This window comes from Billgrantia gudaonensis, from assembly GCF_900100195.1.
Taxonomy (GTDB): Bacteria; Pseudomonadota; Gammaproteobacteria; order Pseudomonadales; family Halomonadaceae; genus Halomonas; species Halomonas gudaonensis.
The window spans coordinates 242,936-260,128 of record NZ_FNES01000003.1; the positions used below are offsets into that span (position 1 = coordinate 242,936).

At 66.0% G+C, this 17,193-nt stretch carries 12 protein-coding genes; all 12 read right to left on the reverse strand.

Features of this window, described 5'->3' with window-relative positions:
* Positions 1-144: 144 nt before the first annotated feature.
* The 12 genes from eno to pilM all read right to left on the reverse strand — a co-directional run bounded on the left by eno (position 145) and on the right by pilM (position 17,184).
* Positions 145-1,437, reverse strand: a complete 1,293-nt coding sequence (eno, locus tag BLP96_RS05125) for a phosphopyruvate hydratase (protein ID WP_089683794.1) — start codon at positions 1,435-1,437, stop codon at positions 145-147.
* A 34-nt stretch (positions 1,438-1,471) separates the two neighbouring features.
* The gene (gene kdsA, locus BLP96_RS05130; RefSeq protein WP_089683796.1) at positions 1,472-2,338 is read right to left on the reverse strand and encodes a 3-deoxy-8-phosphooctulonate synthase; all 867 of its coding nucleotides are present in this window, start codon (positions 2,336-2,338) and stop codon (positions 1,472-1,474) included.
* A gap of 5 nt (positions 2,339-2,343) precedes the next feature.
* On the reverse strand, positions 2,344-3,999 hold the full coding sequence (locus BLP96_RS05135) for a CTP synthase (protein ID WP_089683798.1): 1,656 nt from the start codon (positions 3,997-3,999) through the stop codon (positions 2,344-2,346).
* 222 nt (positions 4,000-4,221) lie between these two features.
* Positions 4,222-5,640 (reverse strand): FAD-dependent oxidoreductase, encoded by a 1,419-nt coding sequence (locus BLP96_RS05140; RefSeq protein ID WP_089683801.1) that lies wholly within the window; start codon positions 5,638-5,640, stop codon positions 4,222-4,224.
* Positions 5,641-5,664: 24 nt separating this feature from the next.
* The gene (gene gltB, locus BLP96_RS05145; protein ID WP_089683803.1) at positions 5,665-10,116 is read right to left on the reverse strand and encodes a glutamate synthase large subunit; all 4,452 of its coding nucleotides are present in this window, start codon (positions 10,114-10,116) and stop codon (positions 5,665-5,667) included.
* Between the two features lie 417 nt (positions 10,117-10,533).
* The gene (aroB, locus tag BLP96_RS05150; RefSeq protein WP_089683805.1) at positions 10,534-11,649 is read right to left on the reverse strand and encodes a 3-dehydroquinate synthase; all 1,116 of its coding nucleotides are present in this window, start codon (positions 11,647-11,649) and stop codon (positions 10,534-10,536) included.
* Positions 11,650-11,654: 5 nt separating this feature from the next.
* Positions 11,655-12,197, reverse strand: a complete 543-nt coding sequence (gene aroK, locus BLP96_RS05155) for a shikimate kinase AroK (protein WP_089683807.1) — start codon at positions 12,195-12,197, stop codon at positions 11,655-11,657.
* The gene (locus tag BLP96_RS05160; RefSeq protein WP_422666801.1) at positions 12,197-14,338 is read right to left on the reverse strand and encodes a type IV pilus secretin PilQ; all 2,142 of its coding nucleotides are present in this window, start codon (positions 14,336-14,338) and stop codon (positions 12,197-12,199) included. Before BLP96_RS05160 ends, aroK begins: the two co-directional genes overlap by 1 nt.
* 56 nt (positions 14,339-14,394) lie before the next feature.
* Positions 14,395-14,922, reverse strand: coding sequence for a pilus assembly protein PilP (locus tag BLP96_RS05165; protein ID WP_245682167.1), 528 nt, complete (start codon positions 14,920-14,922; stop codon positions 14,395-14,397).
* Complete coding sequence (locus BLP96_RS05170) at positions 14,919-15,551, reverse strand: type IV pilus inner membrane component PilO (RefSeq protein WP_089683809.1); 633 nt, start codon at positions 15,549-15,551, stop codon at positions 14,919-14,921. The genes BLP96_RS05165 and BLP96_RS05170 overlap by 4 nt, the downstream gene beginning before the upstream one ends.
* The gene (locus BLP96_RS05175; RefSeq protein WP_089683811.1) at positions 15,548-16,126 is read right to left on the reverse strand and encodes a PilN domain-containing protein; all 579 of its coding nucleotides are present in this window, start codon (positions 16,124-16,126) and stop codon (positions 15,548-15,550) included. Before BLP96_RS05175 ends, BLP96_RS05170 begins: the two co-directional genes overlap by 4 nt.
* The gene (pilM, locus tag BLP96_RS05180; RefSeq protein ID WP_089683813.1) at positions 16,123-17,184 is read right to left on the reverse strand and encodes a type IV pilus assembly protein PilM; all 1,062 of its coding nucleotides are present in this window, start codon (positions 17,182-17,184) and stop codon (positions 16,123-16,125) included. The genes BLP96_RS05175 and pilM overlap by 4 nt, the downstream gene beginning before the upstream one ends.
* Between the last annotated feature and the right edge of the window lie 9 nt (positions 17,185-17,193).

The window sequence follows — 17,193 nt, forward strand, 5'->3', positions numbered from 1 at the left end:
GCAACCCCTTGATATTATTGAACAAAAAAAAGGCCGACGCATAAAGCGTCGGCCGGATTCAGACGTTTTCAGCATGATTCGCCGCATCTATGTAGGCGATCTCTTACAAGATACATCACTAGAGTCTTCGCCTGACAAAGCCGCTCACTGCCCTTTGATGGCGGCACGACCGGGATAGGTCACCGATTCACCCAACTGCGCTTCGATGACCAACAGCCGATTGTACTTGGCCACGCGATCGCTGCGGCACAGCGAGCCGGTCTTGATCTGGCCGGCGCTGGTGCCTACCGCCAAGTCGGCGATGGTGGTGTCTTCGGTCTCGCCGCTGCGGTGCGAGATCACCGCGGTGAAACCGGCATCCTGGGCCATGCGGATGGCGTCCAGGGTCTCGGAGAGCGAGCCGATCTGGTTGAACTTGATCAGGATGGAGTTGCCGATCCGTTCGTCGATGCCGCGCTCGAGGATCTTGGTGTTGGTAACGAAGAGATCGTCGCCGACCAGCTGCACGCGATCCCCCAGCTTGTCGGTGAGCGCCTTCCAGCCGGCCCAGTCGGACTCGTCCATGCCGTCCTCGATGGAGACGATGGGATACTGATCGCACAGCTCGGCCAGGTAGTCGACGAAGCCGGCAGCGTCATAGCTCTTGCCTTCACCCGAGAGCTTGTACTGGCCATCGGCATAGAACTCGGAGGATGCGCAGTCGAGCGCCAGGGTCACGTCGCGATCGAGCGTGTAGCCGGCATCCTCCACGGCCTGCTGGATCACCGCCAGCGCCTCGGCGTTGGACGCGAGGTTCGGCGCAAAGCCGCCCTCGTCGCCGACGGCGGTGGCCAGACCGCGGGCGGAGAGCACCTTCTTCAGGGCATGGAAGATCTCGGCGCCCATGCGCAGGCCCTCACCGAAACTCGGCGCGCCCACCGGCTGGATCATGAACTCCTGAATGTCGACGTTGTTGTCGGCATGCTCGCCGCCGTTGAGGATGTTCATCATCGGTACCGGCATCTGGTAGCGGCCCGGCTGGCCGTAGAGCTCGGCGATGTGCGCATAGAGCGGCACGCCCTTGGCGTTGGCGGCGGCCTTGGCGGCGGCCAACGACACCGCCAGGATGGCATTGGCGCCCAGACTCGCCTTGTTGTCGGTACCGTCGAGCTCGATCATGGCGGCATCGAGGCCGCGCTGGTCGCGGGCATCCATACCGACTACGCACTCGCGAATCGCGCCGTTGACCGCCGCAACGGCCTTGAGCACGCCCTTGCCGAGGTAGCGGGCCTTGTCGCCGTCACGCAGCTCCAGGGCCTCGCGCGAACCGGTCGAAGCGCCGCTCGGTGCACAAGCCACGCCCACGGCACCGCTGGCCAGACGCACCTCGGCCTGCACGGTGGGGTTGCCGCGGGAGTCGAGTACCTCGAGGGCGTGAATGTCGACGATCTGGGTCATGGCAGTTTCCTTATGGGTGTCAGCGAGTGGAGTGTCATTGAACCCCTAGCGGCGCGAAACCCTTGACCAGGTCGTCGAGGGCCTTGATCTGGGCCAGGAAAGGCTCGAGCCGGTCGAGGGGCAGCGCGCAGGGGCCATCGCATCGGGCGTTGTCGGGGTCGGGATGCGCTTCGAGGAAGAGCCCCGCCAGGCCGACGGCCACCCCGGCCCGGGCCAGCTCGGCCACCTGAGCGCGCCGACCGTCGGCACTGTCGGCGCGCCCACCGGGGCGCTGCAGGGCGTGCGTGACATCGAAGAAAACCGGATACCCGGTCTGCTTCATCTCGCCGAAGCCCAGCATGTCGACCACCAGGTTGTTGTAGCCGAAGCTCGAGCCCCGCTCGCATAGCAGCAGACGGTCGTTGCCGGCTTCCTCGCACTTGCGGATGACATGACGCATCTCGTGGGGCGCCAGAAACTGTGGCTTCTTGATGTTGATCACTGCCCCGGTCTCCGCCATGGCCACCACGAGATCGGTCTGGCGCGCCAGGAAAGCGGGCAGCTGGATGATGTCGGCCACTTCGGCGGCCGGCTTGGCCTGCCAGGGCTCGTGAACGTCGGTGATGATGGGCACCCCGAAGCGCGCCTTGATCTCGGCCAGCATCGCCAGCCCCTTCTCGAGGCCCGGGCCACGGAAGGAGTGGATGGAGCTGCGGTTGGCCTTGTCGAAGCTCGCCTTGAAGACGTAGGGCATGCCGAGCTTGCCGGTCGCTTCGACGTAAGCCGCGGCCACTTCGAGGGCCAGCTCACGGGATTCCAGCACGTTCATGCCGCCGAGCAGCATCAGCGGCAGATCGTTGCCGGCCTCGAGGCCGGCAAAGGCGATGCATCGTTCGCTGGCAGGGGTAAGCGCATCGGACACGGGGGTCACTCCTGCGGGGCGGCCTGGGCGCGAGACCTTGCCGCCTTGTGCTCCAGCGCCGCATTGACGAAGCCGGTGAACAGCGGATGACCGTCGCGCGGCGTGGAGGTGAACTCGGGATGGAACTGACAGGCCACGTACCAAGGATGATCGGGCAGTTCGACCATTTCCACCAGGGAGTTGTCGACGCTCTTGCCGGAAACCACCAGGCCGGCCTGCTCGAGTTCCTCGATGAACTGATTGTTGACCTCGAAGCGGTGGCGATGGCGCTCGACGATCTCGTCGGTCGCATAGGCCTGGCGTGCCTTCGAGCCCGACTTGAGCTGGCAGACCTGGCCACCCAGACGCATGGTGCCACCCAGGTCGGAGGCCTCGTCACGTAGTTCGACCTTGCCCTCGGGGGAGAGCCATTCGGTGATCAGGCCCACGACGGGGTGCTGGGTGTCGCGGGTGAACTCGGTGGAATTGGCATCGCCCCAACCGGCCACGTTGCGAGCGAACTCGATGACCGCCACCTGCATGCCGAGGCAGATGCCGAGATACGGGATACCGCTCTCGCGGGCGAAGCGGGCGGTGGCGATCTTGCCTTCCACGCCACGCTCGCCGAAACCGCCCGGCACCAGGATGGCATCCTTGCCGGCCAAACGTTCGATGCCGTGACGTTCGATGTCTTCTGAGTCGATGTAGTCGACGTTGACCTTGATGCGGGTCTGGATGCCGGCGTGAATCAGCGCCTCGTTGAGCGACTTGTAGGCATCGAGCAGCTCCATGTACTTGCCGACCATGGCGATGTTGACCGACTTGAGCGGGTTGAGCTTGGCATCGAGCACGTGGACCCACTCGGAGAGATCGGCTTCCGGCGCTTCGAGGCGCAGCTTGTCGCAGACGATCTCGTCCAGGCCGTGCTCGCAGAGCATCAGCGGGATTCGGTAGATGGTGTCGGCATCCTGCAGCGGGATGACGGCGCGCTCTTCGACGTTGGTGAATAGCGCGATCTTGCGCCGTTCGCTCTCCTCGAGCTCCACTTCGCTGCGGCAGATCAGGATGTCGGGCTGGATGCCGATGGAGCGCAGTTCCTTGACGCTGTGCTGGGTCGGCTTGGTCTTGGTCTCGCCGGCGGTCTTGATGTAGGGCACCAGGGTCAGGTGCATGAAGATGGCGCGGCTCGCCCCCAGTTCGCTGCGTATCTGACGGATCGACTCGAGGAACGGCAGCGACTCGATGTCGCCCACGGTGCCGCCGATCTCCACCAGCGCCACGTCGAAGCCCTCGCCGCCGGCGAAGACCCGGCGCTTGATCTCGTCGGTGATGTGCGGAATGACCTGCACGGTGCCGCCCAGGTAGTCGCCACGGCGCTCGCGACGCAGCACGTGCTCGTAGACGCGGCCGGTGGTGAAGTTGTTGGCCTGGGTCATCTTGGTGCGGATGAAGCGCTCGTAGTGGCCCAGATCCAGGTCGGTCTCGGCGCCATCCTCGGTGACGAACACCTCGCCGTGCTGGAAGGGGCTCATGGTGCCCGGATCCACGTTGATGTAGGGGTCGAGCTTGAGCATGGTGACCTTGAGGCCACGCGCCTCGAGAATCGCCGCCAGCGAAGCCGACGCGATGCCCTTGCCGAGAGAGGACACAACGCCGCCGGTCACGAAGATATATCGTGTCATGGAGAACCTGTCGAAACGTGATCGGTGGGCCCGGCAGGGAGCCGCGCCCGGATGGGTCGACAGAGTAGCAGACTGCGACCTTTGGCTCAATTTCGGCCCCTTCGGGCTGCGGGCTGCGGGCTGCGGGCTGCGGGCTGCGGGCTGCGGGCTGCGGGCTGCGGGCTGCGGGCTGCGGGCAGGATGATGACTCCCCGCCCTGCCCGTGGCCCGCAGCGGACGTCGTTAGACGCCCAGATAGTCGAGGATGCCCTCGCCGGCCTGACGCCCCTCGTAGATGGCGGTGACCACCAGGTCGGAGCCGCGCACCATGTCGCCGCCAGCGAAGATCTTCTCGTGAGTGGTCTGGAAGGGATAGGCCCCCTTCTCCGGCGCCAGCACGCGACCGCGATCGTCCATCTCGATGCCCACCGTCTCGAACCACGGCGAAGGACTCGGCTGGAAGCCGAAGGCCACGACCACGGCATCGGCGGGGATGACCTCCTCGGAGCCCGGCACGACCTCGGGACGCTGGCGACCGTTCTCGTCGGGTTCGCCGAGGCGCGTGCGCACCACCTTGACCCCCTCGACCTTCTCCTCGCCGATCACCGCTACGGGCTGGCGATTGAACAGGAACTCGACGCCCTCCTCACGGGCGTTGGCCACCTCGCGCTTGGAGCCCGGCATGTTCTCCTCGTCGCGGCGATAGGCGCAGGTCACGGCGGCCGCTCCCTGGCGAATGGCGGTGCGGTTGCAGTCCATGGCGGTATCGCCGCCGCCCAGCACCACCACCTGCTGGCCCTCCAGCGAGACGTAGTCGGCCGGGTTCTTCTCGAAGCCCAGGCAGTGGTTGACGTTGGCGATCAGGTAGTCGAGCGCCTTGTGCACGCCGGGCAGGTCCTCGCCGGGAAAACCGCCCTCCATGTATTTGTAAGTGCCCATGCCCAGGAAGACGGCATCGAACTCCTCGAGCAGCGCGTCGAAGCTGACGTCCTTGCCCACCTCGGTCTCGAGGCGGAATTCCATGCCCATTTCCTCGAACACCGCGCGGCGACGTTCCATCACCGTCTTGTCGAGCTTGAACTCGGGAATGCCGAAGGTGAGCAGGCCGCCGATCTCGGGGTACTTGTCGAACACCACCGGCCGGACGCCGTTGCGCACCAGGATGTCGGCGCAGCCGAGCCCTGCCGGGCCGGCTCCGATGATCGCCACTTTCCTGTCGGTCCAGGCGACCTGGGACATGTCAGGGCGCCAACCCATGGCGAAAGCGGTATCGGTGATGTATTTCTCCACCGAACCGATGGTCACCGCGCCGAAGCCGTCGTTGAGCGTGCAGGCACCCTCGCAGAGACGGTCCTGCGGACACACCCGGCCACACACCTCGGGCAGCGAGTTGGTGCGGTGGCACATCTCCACCGCCTCCAGGATGTTGCCCTCGCTGACCAGCTGCAGCCAGTTGGGGATGTAGTTGTGCACCGGGCACTTCCACTCGCAGTAGGGGTTGCCGCAGTGCAGGCAGCGGTGCGACTGAGACGCCGCCTCCTGGGGCTTGAACGGCTCGTAGATCTCGGCGAATTCCCGCGAGCGGGTGCGCGCATCCTTCTTCTGCGGGTCGTGGCGACCCACGTCGATGAACTGGAAATCGTTGTTCAAACGGTTGGCCATGATCGTCTCTCCTGGAAGTCCGGCTTACTCGGGACGCCGGCGGGATTCAGCGAGCAAGCTGTTGAGGCTCGCGGCCTTGGGTTTCACCAGCCAGAAGTGGCGGACGAAGTCGCTGAAGTCCTCGAGAATGGCCTTGCCACGCGGCGAGTCGGTCTCGGCGACGAACTCCTCGATGACCTCCCTCAGGTGGCGCCGGTAGGCTTCCATGGCCTCGGTATTGATACGGTGGATCTCCACCAGCTCGTGGTTGTAGCGATCGACGAAGGAGCGGTCCTCGTCGAGCACGTAGGCGAAACCGCCGGTCATGCCGGCGCCGAAGTTGACGCCGGTCTCGCCGAGCACGGCGATCAGGCCGCCGGTCATGTACTCGCAGCAGTGGTCGCCGGCCCCCTCGATGACCGCGTGAGCACCGGAGTTGCGCACCCCGAAGCGCTCGCCGGCGGTGCCGGCGGCGAACAGCTTGCCGCCGGTGGCGCCGTACAGGCAGGTGTTGCCGACGATCGCCGTCCGGTGGGTCTCGAAGCGGCTGCCCGCGGGCGGCACGATGACCACCTTGCCGCCGTTCATGCCCTTGCCCACGTAGTCGTTGGCATCGCCCTCCAGGTAGAGGTGCAGGCCACGGGCGTTGAATACGCCGAAACTCTGACCGGCCACGCCGGTGAAACGCGCGACGATCGGCGCCTCCTCGAGACCCGCCTCGCCGTAGCGCTTGGCGATGGCCCCGGAGGCGAGCGCCCCCACGCTGCGGTCGCAGTTGGTGATGGCGAACGAGAATTCGCCGCCGGACTTCGACTCGATGGCATCCGCGAGCGCCTCCAGGACTTCCCGGTTCTTGGCACCCGGATCATGCGGCACGTTGCGGTTCACCTGGCAGAACTGCGGTGCGTCCGCCGGGGCGTAGTCGTTGACCAGCAGGTCGGTCAGGTCGAGCTTGCGCTGCGAGGCGGTCTCGCCTTCCAGCACCTCGAGCAGGTCGGTGCGGCCGATCAGGTCGGTGAGCTTGCGCACCCCGAGCAGCGCCATCAGTTCGCGGACCTCCTCGGCGATGAAGCGGAAGTAGTGCTTGACCATGTCGACGGTGCCGCGGAAGTGCTCGTCGCGCAGGTACTGGTGCTGGGTGGCCACGCCGGTGGCACAGTTGTTGAGGTGGCAGATGCGCAGGTACTTGCAGCCCAGCGCCACCATCGGCGCGGTGCCGAAGCCGAAGCTCTCGGCGCCGAGGATCGCCGCCTTGACCACGTCGAGGCCGGTCTTCAGCCCGCCGTCGGTCTGCAGGCGGATCTTGTCGCGCAGGCCGTTGATGCGCAGCGCCTGGTGCACCTCGGGCAGGCCGAGCTCCCAGGGGCTGCCGGCATGCTTGATCGAGGTGAGCGGGCTCGCCGCGGTGCCGCCGTCGTAGCCGGAGACGGTGATCAGGTCGGCGTAGGCCTTGGCCACCCCGGTGGCGATGGTGCCGATGCCCGGCTCCGAGACCAGCTTGACCGAAACCTGGGCGTCGGGATTGACCTGCTTGAGATCGAAGATCAGCTGGGCCAGGTCCTCGATGGAGTAGATGTCGTGGTGCGGCGGCGGCGAGATCAGCGTCACCCCGGGCACCGAGTAGCGCAGCCGGGCGATCAGCTCGTTGACCTTGCCGCCGGGCAGCTGGCCGCCCTCGCCGGGCTTGGCGCCCTGGGCCACCTTGATCTGCAGCACCTCGGCATTGACCAGGTAGGCCGGTGTGACGCCAAAGCGTCCGGAGGCGATCTGCTTGATCTTGGAGGAGCGAATGGTGCCGTAGCGCGCCGGGTCCTCGCCGCCCTCGCCGGAGTTGGAGCGCCCCCCGGCTTCGTTCATGGCCTGAGCCAGTGCTTCGTGGGCCTCCGGCGACAACGCGCCGAGCGACATGCCGGCGCTGTCGAAGCGCGGAATGAGCTCCTCGACCGACTCCACCTCTTCCATCGGCAGCGGCGTCTCGGCGGCCTTGAGACGGAGCAGGTCGCGCAGGGTGGCCACCGGGCGCTCGTTGACGAGCCGGGCGAAGGTCTTCCACTTGGCGTAGTCGCCTTCCTGTACCGCCTCCTGCAGCGCCTTGACCACATCGGGATTGTAGGCGTGGTACTCGTGCTCGTGGACGTACTTGAACAAGCCGCCCTGGGCGATGGGCTTGCGGGGAATCCAGGCATCGCGGGCCAGCAGTTCCTGCTGCAGCTGCAACTCACTGAAGCCGGTCCCCTGAATGCGCGACGCCATGCCGGTGAAGCATATCTCCATCACTTCGCTGTCGAGCCCCACCGCCTCGAAGAGCTGCGAGCCGCGGTAGGAGGCGAGCGTGGAGATGCCCATCTTGGAGAGGATCTTGAACAACCCTTTCTGCAGCCCCTTGCGGTAATTCTCGCGGGTGTCGGCAGGGTTGCCGGTGAGCTCGCCGGTGCGGTGCATGTCGGCCATCACCTGGTAGGCGAGCCACGGGAAGATCGCCGTGGCGCCCACGCCGAACAGTACCGCCATCTGGTGCGCGTCGCGAGCGTACGCGGTCTCCACCACGATGTTGGCCCGCGGACGCAGCGCCAGCTTGCCCAGGTGCTGGTGCACGGCACCCACCGCCAGGGCCGCCTGAATGGGCAGCTCCCCCTTGGCCAGCTTGGCGTCGGAGAGTACCAGAATCACCTTGCCCGCGTGCACCGCCGCCTCGGCCTGGCGGCAGAGCTCGAGCACCGCCGCCTTGAGGCCCATCCGCTCGGGGTCGTAGCCCAGCGAGAGGGTGTGACTGGCAAAGGCGGGATCGTCCTGATCCAGCAGGGCCGCATACTTGCGCGGCGAGAGGATCGGCGTGGTCAGGATGATGCGGTGGGCGTGCTCCGGGGTCGCCTTGAAGACGTTGCGCTCGGCGCCGATGCAGGTCTCCAGCGACATCACGATCGCCTCGCGCAGCGGGTCGATGGCCGGATTGGTGACCTGGGCGAACTTCTGGCGGAAGTAGTCGGAGAGCAGGCGCGGCTTGCCGGAGAGCACCGCCACCGGCGTGTCGTCGCCCATGGAGCCCACCGCCTCCTGACCGCTCTCGCCCAGCGGGCGCAGCACCTGGTCGCGCTCCTCGAAGCTCACCTGGAACATCTTCTGCCAGGTCTTCACCGCGTCGCTGTCCATGTTCTGGAAACTGGCCAGCTCGGTGAGCGCCGATTCCAGATAATGCGCCTCCTGCTTGAGCCAGCGCTTGTAGGGATAGGCGGACTTGAGACGACTGTCGATGTCCTCGGTGTGCAGCACCTCACCGGTCTGGGTGTCCACGGCGAGGATCTGGCCCGGGCCCACGCGCCCCTTGGCCACCACGTCCTCGGGACTGTAGTCGTAGGTGCCGATCTCCGAGGCCAGGGTGATGTAGCCGTTCTTGGTGATCACCCAGCGCGCCGGGCGCAGGCCATTGCGGTCGAGCATGCACACCGCCTGGCGGCCGTCGGTCATCACCACGCCGGCCGGGCCGTCCCAGGGCTCCATGTGCATGGAGTTGTATTCGTAGAAGGCGCGCAGCTCGGCATCCATGGTCTCGACGTTCTGCCACGCCGGCGGCACCATCATGCGCACCGCACGATGCAGCTCCATGCCGCCCATCAGCAGCACCTCGAGCATGTTGTCCATGCTCGATGAGTCGGAGCCTACGGTATTGACGATCTCGTCGAGCTCGGTAATGTCGGGCAGCCGCTCGGTGACGAAGTTCTCCTTGCGCGAGTTGGCCCAGCCACGGTTGGCCTGAATGGTGTTGATCTCGCCGTTGTGGGCCAACAGGCGGAACGGCTGGGCCAGCGGCCAGCGCGGTGCCGTGTTGGTGGAGAAACGCTGATGAAAGACGCAGATCGACGTCTCGAGGCGCTCATCGCCCAGGTCGCGATAGAAGGTCGGCAGATCGGCCGGCATCATCAGACCCTTGTAGGAGAGCACCTGAGAGGAGAGCGAACAGACGTAGAAGTCCTGCTCGTCACGCAGCATTTGCTCGGCACGCCGCCGTGCCATGAACAGGTCGACGTCGAAGCGCTCCGGGTCGCTGCCCTTGCCCGGCTCGACGAACAGATGACGGATGCGCGGCAGGCACTCGAGGGCCATGGGACCGCAGCAGCTGGAATCGACGGGCACCTCGCGCCAGCCACGAATCACCAGGCCGCAGGCGCGCAGCTCTCCCTCGAGAACGCCGCGGGCCCGTGCCTCGCGGGCATCGTCGTCGGGCAGGAACACCGCGCCCACGGCAAAACGCTCACCGAGCGGCACGTCCAGCGCCTCGGCGGCGACGTCACGCATGAACGCTTCGGGCATCTTGAGCAGCAGACCGCAGCCGTCGCCGGTCTTGCCATCGGCAGCGATACCGCCACGGTGGGTCATGCAGGTCAACGACTCGATCGCGGTGCGCAGCAAGTCGTGGCTGGCCTGCCCCTCCATGTGGGCGATCAGGCCGAACCCGCAGTTATCGCGGTACTCGCCGGGATGATGTAGGCCTCGGTTCATGGGGCGTGCCTCTCGCTAGAAACGATTGACTGAACAGCAGGGTTATGGTATTATTATCGGTTGGCTTTTTTATGCCTTTGGCGCGCAGGCGCCCTCTGCTGTGATGGACAAAGGACGGCAAGCATAGCCAGAGCCGGGGCCAACACGCAATCGACGGCCGCCTCAACATCGCCAAAAACCTCGCCAAATCCATCACTTGCCATCCAAGCTCGGGCAAAAAACACCACCACGTCAAGGACTTGCAAGCCCGATCAACGAAGAGCAAACGAACGCAACCCAGAAATTAGACTTTGGTCGAATCTCGGCGCTTTTCCCCATACCGATACGGCATGAGGCATGCGGATTCAGACGCAAGAGGCCGCGATAAACGCCGACGCCCGCGGATCGCGGGCGTCGGCGTATCGGCTGGTCGAACGATCAGGCCTGGCGGGGATAATCCTCGAGAAAGGCAGCAAGGCTTTCCGGCGGCGCGTCATCGTGAATGCAGGCATCGCCCAACGCATGCAGCAGAACCAGGCGCAGCCGACTGTCGACGTTCTTCTTGTCGAGCCGCATGCGGGCCAGGAAGTCATCGACCGTCATGCCGGCCGGCGCGGCGAGCGGCAGGCCCGCTGCAGCAATGATCTCGCGTACGCGCTCCACGTCGGCCATGGACAGCCAGCCGAGGCGGGCCGAGAATTCGGCGGCCATCGCCATGCCGGCGCCCACCGCTTCGCCATGCAGCCAGGCTCCATAGCCCTGATGCGCCTCGATCGCGTGGCCGAAGGTATGCCCCAGGTTGAGCAGCGCCCGCACGCCCTGCTCGGTCTCGTCGGCGGCAACGATATCGGCCTTGATGGCACAGCTGCGCTCGATGGCCTGCGTCAGGCTCGTGGCGTCGAGGGCGCGCAGCGACGGTATGGCGGTTTCCAGCCAGGCGAGAAAGCCGGCATCGCGAATCAGGCCATATTTGATCACCTCGGCGAGCCCTGCAGAGAGCTCCCGCTCGGGCAGCGTGGCGAGCGTGTCGGTATCCACCAGCACCGCCCGCGGCTGCCAGAAAGCGCCGATCATGTTCTTGCCTAGCGGGTGATTGACGCCGGTCTTGCCACCCACCGAGGAGTCCACCTGGGCCAGCAGCGTGGTCGGCACCTGAACGAAGGCCACGCCGCGCTGGTAGCACGCCGCGGCAAAGCCCACCATGTCGCCGATCACCCCACCCCCCAGGGCGACCAGAGTGCAGCGCCGATTGAAGCCGGCTTCCAACAGGGCGTCCCAGATGCGCGAGACCTGTTCGAGGCTCTTGGTGGCCTCGCCGTCCGGCAGCACCAGCTCGCGCACCTCCAGATCCTCGGACAGCGCGGCGCGGCAGCGCTCGAGGTAGAGCGGTGCCACCGTCTCGTTGGTGACGATCATCACCTGTCGTCCAGCGAGATGCGGGGTGAGCCACTGAGGATCGCCGAGCAGGCCCGGACCGATATGAATGGGATAACTGCGGCTGCCCAACGCCACCTGCAGGCGGCACGGCGACTCGGAAGCGGAAGAAGCGGACATGATTTTCAGGCCTTGGCTTGGAGAGGGTCGACCAGACGCTGCACGCGGCGCACGATGTCCCCCACCACGGCGCGCGGACTGCGCCGGTCGGTGCGCACCACGATATCGGCGGTAGCCCGATAGAGGGGGTCGCGCAGCGTGAACATCTCGCGCAGCGCGGCTTCACGGTCGGGGCGTTGCAGCAAGGGGCGATTGCGATCCTTGGCGACGCGCCTGAGCTGCTGCTCGACGGTCGTGAACAGGTAGATGACAGTGCCTCGCTCGCGCAGCCGGCGGCGGTTCTCTTCCCGCAGCACGGCACCGCCGCCGGTCGCGATCACCACCTCGTCGAGGGCGGTGAGCTCCTCGATCATCTGCGCTTCACGGTGGCGAAACCCCGCCTCGCCCTCGACGTCGAAGATCCACGGGATGTCGGCACCGCAGCGGGCCTGAATCTCGTGGTCGCTGTCGTAGAACTCACGTGACAGCTCGGCCGCCAGGAGGCGGCCGATGGTGCTCTTGCCGGCCCCCATGGGGCCGACGAGGATCAGGTTGGGTAGTGCCTGCATCAGCGAATGGCCAGGTTATCGTCCAGTATGCGGGGCGTGATGAACACCAGCAGCTCGACTTTCTGGTTGTTCTGCTCGTTGTACTGAAAGAGCTTGCCCAGCACCGGCAGGTCGCCCAGGAACGGCGTCTTGGCCAGTCGACGGAGCTCTTCCGTGGTGAGGATACCACCCAGCACCACGGTTTCACCATTGTCCACCAGCACCTGGGTCTCGATCTGATTGGTGTCGATGGCCGGCACGCCGCCGAACGCCTCTTCAGCCACGGTATCGTTGTTGATCAGCAGGTCCATGATGATGCGGTTGTCCGGCGTGATCTGCGGGGTCACCTCCAGCGACAGCACCGCTTCCTTGAACTCCACGTTGGTCGCGCCGCTGGAGGTGGACTCCTGATAGGGGATCTCCTGGCCCTGCTTGATCACCGCCTTGCGCTGGTTGGCGGTGATCACCCGAGGCTGAGAGATGGTCTGGCTCTTGTTCTCGCTTTCCAGGGCGCGCAGCTCCAGATCGAGCAGGATATCGCCGGAGAGATAGCCGAAGGAGAGGCTCGTCATCGGATTGGCCCCGCCCAGATCGACGGCCAGGCCGCCGCGCTGGAACTGACTGCCCGCAGGGTCGTCGAAGCCGCCGGTGAACTCGCCGCGCGATTCGCGCTGACCGCTGAAATCGTCGCCGTAGGTGCTGATCGGGGTACCGGACGAAGCCCCGCCCAGGTTGAAGCGGCTACCCTCGCCGGACGCTCCCCAGTTGACCCCCAGCTCCCTGGTGACGCCATCCCGGGCGATGACGATGCGCGCCTCGATCTGCACCTGGCGCACGGCGATGTCCAGCTCATCGAGGGTGGCGAGGATCTCCTGCACCTGATCGGCGGTATCCTGGATCAACAGCGTATTGGTGCGCTGATCAACGGCCACCCGACCACGCTCGCTGAGCAGGCCGAACCCCTCCTCGCCGCGCAGCAGGCGGGCCAGCTCCTCGGCGCGGGCGTAACGCACCTGGACGTACTCCGTGGTCAGCGGCGCCAGGGTCTCCATTTCGGTGCGCGCCTCGAGCTCCTGACGTTCGATCTCGGCGAGATCCGAGGCTGGCGCCACCACGATGACGTTGCCTTCCTGACGGCTGGCCAGACCGTGACTCTTGAGCACCAGATCGAGCGCCTGGTCCCATGGCACGTCCTCGAGGTTGAGCGTGACGCGCCCCTGCACGCTGTCGCTGGCCACCAGGTTGAGACCGGTGAAATCGGCGATGATCGCCAGCACCGAGCGCACCTCGATGTCCTGGAAGTTGAGCGTGATGCGCTCTCCGGTATAGGGAAACTGCTCGCGTATGCGCTCTTCTCGCTCCTGCGGAGTGACCGGCTGCGCTTCGATGGTCAGTTGCCGACCGCTTTGCGTGGAGACCATCGCATAATCGCCGTCACCCTGGATGTCGAGAATCACGCCTTCGCTGCTGCGGCGTGGCGTGATGCGAGTCAATGGCGTATCGAAATCGCTGACGTCGAGCACCTGGTTGTGCGCCTCCGGCAGTTCGACGCCGCGCAGCTCGGCGGTGATGCGCTGCCGGTTCTGTTCACGCACCCGCGCGTCGACCCCAGCCCGATCGAAGACCACGACGAGGCGCCCGGCTCCTTCGTCGCCACGGCGAAAGTCGATGGACTCGATGGACGGCCTACCGTCTTGTGAGGCTTGGTCGCCGGTGCGCTCAGCGTCGGCCACCCCCTCTTCGACATTCTCCGACGCAGCGATACGCTCCGGCTCCCGGGGCGCAGCATCGCTGCCGATGAACAGGCGCAGGCGATCGCCCAGCGCCTCGGTGCGGTACGGCAAAGCGCCATCCAGATCGAACACCAGTCGCGTGCGACTTCCCGCCTCCAGGGCGGTGACCTGCGCGACGCCACCGACCCCCAGGTCGAAACGCCGCCGCTCGAGACGGCTACCGGTGGCCATGAGATCGATGGTCAGGCGCGGCGGCTCGTCGAGACGATAGCCGCGCACTTCCGGCACGCCCTCGTCGAAGTGGAGGTCGATCTGCAGCTCGCCCCCTTCGCCCTGGCGAAAATCCAACTCGGTCAGTGTCGTGGCCGCCGCGCTGCCGGCCACCATCAGCAGGCAGAGCCCCGCCAGTGCACGCATCATTGCCAACATTACTTCACCCCTCTGCCTGACACCGCTCGACGGCGTAGATCGCCACGGCGCTGCCGTCATGTCTCGTCGTCCAGCGTGAGTCGCGTGGTGCGCTCCACCCAACCACCGCCTCCGGTCGGCACCAGTTCCACCAACTGCACCGATGAATGGGTGATCGCGACGATGCGCCCGTGATTGCCGCCCAAATGGTTCCCTCGGTGCAGACGGTGGACCTGGCCATCCGGTGTTCGCACCAGTGCCGAAGGCTCGCCCCCTACCGTCAACACGCCCACCAGTTCCAGTTCCTCCAACGCAAAGGCTTCCAGCGGCTCTTTGCGTCGATCCGGGTCCGGCGCCAGCTGACCTTCTCCCGACGCTTCGGGATCGGCTTCCAGCCGGCGCGGCCGGAACGGACTGCGGCTGTCCGCTTCACGATAGGGCGTGGCCTCGTAGGTGGGCACTTCCGGCAAGTCGAACTCGGGCGTCGGCCCCGGGTCCTCGCGAATGGCCGCCAGCTCGCGGTCCAGCGCTGCGAGCTGCGGATCGGCACAGCCGGCGACCAAGCCTAGCGTAACGGCCATGGTGATACCTTGCAGCCACCTCATGGCGAGCTCTCCCCCTCGGCCTCGCCGGACGTGCGGTAGCTGTAGGTGCGCGCCAGCATGGAGAGCGTCAGCGTATCGGCCTCCTCGACCGGTTCCAGAGAAAAATCGTGCTGGGTGACGATCCGAGACAGGGCGGCGATGTCGGCCAGAAAGGCGGCCAGGCGATGATAGTCGCCCTCGACCTGGATATCGAAGGGACGCTCTATGTAGAAATCGCGCGTCACCGGGCTGCGCAGCCGGATGGCATCGATCGACAGCTGATGATCGATGGCGATCTCGCTGATGCTGTCGAGCAGCGAAGGAATTTCGGCACCGGTGGGCAGCATGGCCATCAACGCTTCCATGCGCGCTTCGAGCACGGCCATCTCTTCGAGCATGGTGGGCAGACGCGAAGCCTGGGCCGCCTTGAGACGGTAGTCGCGCAGCAGCGTCCGCTCCTCGGCTCGTGCCTCGGCCAGTGCCTCGGCCTGGGGGCGCGCCAGGTACCAGTGCACGGCGGCGAGCGTCAGGCCCAGCACCAAAACGCAGCAGATCAGCTGCAGCGACCAGGGCCAACCCCCCGACTCCTTGATGTCCAGTTCTCGCCAGTCCAGCTGGCGCAGGCGCCGCCACTCTCCCCGAAAGCTCATGGCTCACCTCCTTCGGCTTCGTCCTCGGCGGACGTCGCGCCGGCCGACTGCTGAGTGACGCTGAGCGCAAAGCGTCGCTGATCCCCGTTCGCCGACTCCACTTCGGAAAGCACGGGCTCGGCCAGCGAGGGAGCGGCAGCCAGTGCGCGAAGCTGATCGGAGACCTGACGGTCGGCCTCGGCCAGGCCGGTGAGACGCAACCGCTCCCCCTGCCGCGTCATGGAGGTGTAGTGAACGCCCTCCACCAGGCTGCGGGTCAGGTCACGGAACACGGCCACCGTCTGCGAACGCCCCTGCTGAAGCTCGGCGAAGACATCGAGCTGGCCGGCCATGCGCTCCCGGACCGCCTCGTATTCGGTGATCGAGCGGATGTCCTGATCGAGTGCGGCTATCGATTCCCGCACGTGAGCGTTGCGCTGCTGCTGCGCACTGAGCTCCGCTTGATAGAACTGCGTGACGCCCAGACCGCCGCCGACCCCCAGCCCCGCCATCAGAACCAGGGCCAGATAGAAGCGGCGGCTCCGCCGCGCACGCTGCTTCTCGCGCCACGGGAGCAGGTTGATCTCGATGCTCATGGACGAGACCTCATCGCCAGACCGCAAGCCGTGAGCATCGCCGGGGCATCGCCGGCCAGCGTCTGGACATCGATGCGCGGATTGATGCGCATGCGCAGAAACGGATTGGCGATGGAGACGTCCATGCCGCTGTCCTGGGCGAGACGCTCGGCGAGACCGGGAATCACGCTGGAGCCGCCGGCGAGCACCATGCGCTGAACCTCGTGCTTGCGTCCTGCGGTGTAGTAGAGCTGCAGGGAACGCCCCACTTGCTGCACCAGGGTATCCAGGAAGGGCTCGAGCACGCTGAGCTGGTAATCCTCCGGCAGCCCGCCACGCTTCTTGGCCAATCCTGCCTCCTCGAGGCTGAGTCCGTAACGGTTGCGGATTTCATCGGTGAGCTGGCGCCCTCCGAACACCGTATCGCGGCTGTAGGTGATGCGCCCATTGCGCACCACGTGGAAGGCGTTCATGGTGGCACCGATGTCGACCAGCGCCACGCACTCTTCGCTGCCGGCCGGGGAAGGCAACTGCGCCCGCACCTCCTCGAAGGCGCGCTCCATGGCGAAGGTCTCGACATCGACCGCAGCCGGGGCCAGCCCCGCTTGGAGAAGCGCATCGGTCAGTTGACGCACGTCCTGTTCGCGGCAGGCGACCAGCAGCACGTCCTGCTGATCGCCGTAGCGTGCATTGAGACCGAGCCGCTGAAAATCGAAGGCGACTTCGCTGAACGGAAAGGGGATGTGCTTGTCGGACTCCAACTGGATGCGCGCGGTGATCTCGTCGTCGTTCAGCGAGGCCGGCAGGGTCAGGGTCTTGGTGATCGCCGCGCTGGCCGGCACCGCCACCGACGCATTGCGAGAGGCCGGGCGAGCGCTTTCCACCGCGCGACGCAGGGCATCGGCCACCTCGCCCATGTCGCGGATGCGCCGCTCGACCACGGCACCTTCGCGCAGGGGGCGCACCGCGTAACTATCGATCTGAAAGGTGCCGCCGACACGGCGCAACTCGATCAACTTGACGGTAGCCGACGTGATGTCGACACCGATCAACCCCTTGCCGGAGGCCCTGAATCGCATCTACCCATG